The 3,176-nt window shown below is 62.1% G+C and carries 2 protein-coding genes and 4 pseudogenes; 5 read left to right on the top strand and 1 reads right to left on the bottom strand.

Annotation, left to right across the window (positions count from 1 at the left end; genetic code table 11):
- Positions 1 to 198: pseudogene (locus EOA27_RS42395) on the bottom strand (recombinase family protein); the annotation flags it as partial.
- Between the two features lie 572 nt (positions 199 to 770).
- Between EOA27_RS42395 and EOA27_RS29070 the strand changes: the two are divergent.
- From EOA27_RS29070 to EOA27_RS42380, 5 genes and pseudogenes are all read left to right on the top strand, one after another.
- A pseudogene (locus EOA27_RS29070) lies at positions 771 to 902 on the top strand (ATP-binding protein); the annotation flags it as partial.
- 127 nt (positions 903 to 1,029) lie between these two features.
- Positions 1,030 to 1,311, top strand: a pseudogene (locus EOA27_RS29065) (IS5/IS1182 family transposase); the annotation flags it as partial.
- A gap of 174 nt (positions 1,312 to 1,485) precedes the next feature.
- Positions 1,486 to 1,875: a transposase gene (locus tag EOA27_RS42390; protein ID WP_245491188.1), complete on the top strand. Its 390-nt coding sequence runs from the start codon at positions 1,486 to 1,488 to the stop codon at positions 1,873 to 1,875.
- Between the two features lie 19 nt (positions 1,876 to 1,894).
- A complete protein-coding gene (locus EOA27_RS42385) occupies positions 1,895 to 2,368 on the top strand; it encodes an IS630 family transposase (RefSeq protein WP_245491187.1) in 474 nt (157 codons plus the stop codon).
- Positions 2,332 to 2,682, top strand: a pseudogene (locus EOA27_RS42380) (IS5/IS1182 family transposase); the annotation flags it as partial. The gene EOA27_RS42385 and the pseudogene EOA27_RS42380, both read left to right, overlap by 37 nt.
- Positions 2,683 to 3,176: the final 494 nt, after the last annotated feature.

The raw sequence follows: 3,176 nt of genomic DNA, 5'->3' as shown, positions 1-3,176 counted from the left end.
GACCAAGCCGGCGTTCCCCAGCCCGATCTCGGCGATCAGCTTCTTGAAGCCCACCCGCTCGATGGTCCCGGCTCCGGATTTGCCAAGATCTTCATCGATGACGTGCACGCGTTCATGCGGCCAGCCGAGGGCGACGGCACGATCGACGAGACGGTATTGCAGTTCCGTGCTTTCCTGATGATGCCGCACCTGGTTCACGGAGGACTGGCGGACGTAAATGTAAGCGAGCTTGCCGCGATGCGCAGCAGTGACGCACTCGTCTGGTCTATTCAATGCTCTCAACATGCCGATCCGCCGCTGTCGGCGCGCCCGTCGATCGCATCCGCAAGAGAAGTTGCGCGAGGCTCTGCGCGATCTGCTTCTGCGTCTCCCCCGGCAAGTTGAGCCAAAGACTCGGCAGAGTGATGATACTCGGGTTCGGAACTTTGGTGGTGGGGGTCTGGGACGCGACACCGATACAGATTCGACTGTATGTTCATCGCGAATCACCTCCTCGATACGAGAGGCCAACGTGCTGTTCAAATGGTGCAGCAATGTGAGCAGCGTTCGCACATTGATGCGGGGCAACGCTTTCGGCGCGCCTTGTTCTTCCGGTGACGCCGCTGCAAGGTCGGTCACCGAGCGCCGGATTGAGCGGCGGCGTCCGTCAGATAGTCGAACAACAACGAAAGCCGGACCGCGCGCAGAACGGGACGACACGAGCTCCAGACGCTGACCCGCTAGGCCGTGACGCGGGTCGATGACCGTCAAATGAGACACCACCCCGTCGAGAATGGCGGCAGCCTCTGATGTTTGGTAACCCGACCTACGCCGACGCCATCCTCGACCGGCTCGTGCACAACGCCCACCGCATCGACCTCACAGGCGAAAGCTTGCGTCGAAAACAGCCCAACAAAGCTTGACACCACATGCGAACGAAATGACAACAACCACGCCAGCAGAGCCCCGGCCCCAGGGAGCGAGATCATCTCGGAATCAGGGGGCGGAATAATCTCGGAACAAAGGGGCGGCTTCGTCGGAATCGGCAACGTGAGCTGGGATAGCTTGGCGGTGCGCCATCTTGAGGCGGTGAGCGCGGCGAACGCAGATGCGGAGGCAGCGATCAGAAAAAGCCGCAAGACAGGAAAGTTCAAGAAGGTCTGCATCACCGATCCGGATGCCAGCATGGCGACAAACGCCCGCAACCGCCGTCTGGAGCCCGCTTACAAACAGCATACCATCGTCGATGATTTGCGCGGGGTGGTTCTCGATGTTGCCGTGACCACCGGGGAGATCAACGAGGGGCAGATGATCGTCGAACGGATTGATGCCGCTATGGAGGCGACCGGGCTACCTGTTAGAGCACGTCCCGTGATCGATGAATCGATTGTGATGTGACGACGAGCTTCTCCGGTGATTCAACATCCACCTTGATGGAGGTGGATGATGGGAAAAGCACTGAGTGGGGATCTGCGGTCCCGGGTTTTGAAAGCTTCGGATGCCGGCATGTCGGCCCGACAGGCGGCGGCACGGTTTGGGGTCGGCATATCGAGCGCGATCCGCTGGATTGCGCGGGCCAGGATCGGCGAACTGTCGCCGCGCCCGCAGGGCCGCCGCCGCGCGTCCAGCCTGGATGCGCATGACGCCTTCATTTTCGGGCTGATCGAGGAGCGCAAGGACATCACGTTGAACGAGATGGTGGCGCGTCTGGAGGTCGAGCAGTCTTTTCGGATCAGCCGCAGCGCCTTGAGCGCCTGGCTCGGCCGGCACGGCTGGACATTCAAAAAAGTCCGCGCACGCACTGGAGCAGGATCGCCCCGACGTCCTGAAGCGACGCCGGGACTGGTTCGACGGCCAGCTCGACCTCGATCCAACGAAGCTGGTCCTCATCGATGAGACCGGACTGTCGACGAAGATGGCCCGCCTGCGCGGACGAGCCCCACGCGGCGAGCGCTGCCGGGCCGGCGTGCCCCATGGTCATTGGAAGACCACCACCTTCACCGGCGCATTGCGGCTGACCGGCATGACCGCCCCCTTCGTCTACGACGGCGCCATGAACGGCACCGTGTTCCTGGCGTATGTCGACCAGGTGCTGGTTCCCACATTCGAACCCGGCGACGTCGTCGTGATGGACAACCTGCCTGCCCACAAGGCCGCCGGCGTCCGCGACGCGATCGAGACGGCGGGGGCGAGCCTGCTCTATCTCCCGCCCTATAGCCCAGACTTCAATCCCATCGAAAACGCCTTCGCCAAGCTCAAGGCGCTGATGCGGGCAAAGGCCGAGCGGACAATCAGCGCACTGTGGGACGCAGTCGGCGCGATCCTCGAACGCTTCACCCCAGCCGAATGCGCCAACTACTTCAAGGCAGCTGGATACGACCCAGATTAAACAGGACGCGCTCTAGCACCGTCACTGCCGGTGCCGGCTATGCCTACGCGAAAGTGTTCGGAGCGTTCGAGCGTCGCGGCATAGATGCATTGATCCCGGCCAAGGCAGAGCCGATCCGTAGCCCGGTCCCGCTTCGCCGCTTCCGCTACGATGCCAAGCACGACATACTGAAGTGTCCGCGGGGAAAGATCCTGCGTCCGACTAGGCCAGTGAAGCACGGCCGCTTCTTCTATTCGCGCTCCAGTGAGTGCGCCGGTTGCGACCTGGCCTCCCTGTGCCTTTCCAAGGGGCGCGTCAACAAAGCGGTCGTTGTGGGTGATGTCCAGCTGGTAACTTCGAGGTTGGCATGCGCACGGAGAAGTTTCGGCTTCAAAGGAGCGTGTCGTCGTTGCAGGAGTTGATGCGACCAAATAGGGCATCACGCGGTCAGTGATCAGGTCAGAGCGATAAACGCTGCCCTGCGTGGCCACTATGCCTACTATGGTGTTGCCGGAAATATCCGGTCGCTGACCAAGGTGTATTGGGACACTGAGCGTTACTGGCGCAAGATGCTGTGCAGTCGCAGCCGTGACGGCGGTCGCCTCGACTGGGACGCCTTACACCAGATCAAAGAACGGACCCCGCTACTGCATCCGAAACTGCGGCTCCCGCACCGGGAGCTGCGGCACTTGCGGTGCTGTGAGCAACTGCCGAAGAGCGTGGTGCGGTAGCTCCGCACGCCACGTTCTGTGGGAACCGGGGGTGGGCGACCGCCTCCGGTGACCCGGTCGAAAGCCGAATGGCTGAGCTACTCGACCGTCATCGCTGC

It is taken from the genome of Mesorhizobium sp. M2A.F.Ca.ET.037.01.1.1, from assembly GCF_003998075.1.
Classification (GTDB): Bacteria; Pseudomonadota; Alphaproteobacteria; order Rhizobiales; family Rhizobiaceae; genus Mesorhizobium.
The sequence above is the reverse complement of the archived record's forward strand: the minus strand, read 5'-3'. Positions and strand labels throughout refer to the sequence as shown.